Raw genomic sequence first — 255 nt, 5'->3', positions numbered from 1 at the left:
CGGTTTGTCACCGGCAGTCTCATTAGAGTGCCCTTTCGTAGCAACTAATGACAAGGGTTGCGCTCGTTGCGGGACTTAACCCAACATCTCACGACACGAGCTGACGACAGCCATGCAGCACCTGTGTAAAGGTTCCCTTTCGGGCACTCCCCAATCTCTCGGGGATTCCTTCCATGTCAAGGGTAGGTAAGGTTTTTCGCGTTGCATCGAATTAATCCACATCATCCACCGCTTGTGCGGGTCCCCGTCAATTCC

General features: G+C 53.3%; 1 rRNA gene. It reads right to left on the bottom strand.

Annotated elements, in window-relative coordinates:
* A 16S ribosomal RNA gene (locus tag GTP77_RS30105) occupies nucleotides 1-255 on the bottom strand; the annotation flags it as partial.

This window comes from Pseudoduganella aquatica (assembly GCF_009857595.1).
GTDB lineage: Bacteria > Pseudomonadota > Gammaproteobacteria > Burkholderiales > Burkholderiaceae_D > Rugamonas > Rugamonas aquatica_A.
Note: the sequence above shows the minus strand (reverse complement) of the source record. Positions and strands in the feature narration are given on the sequence as shown.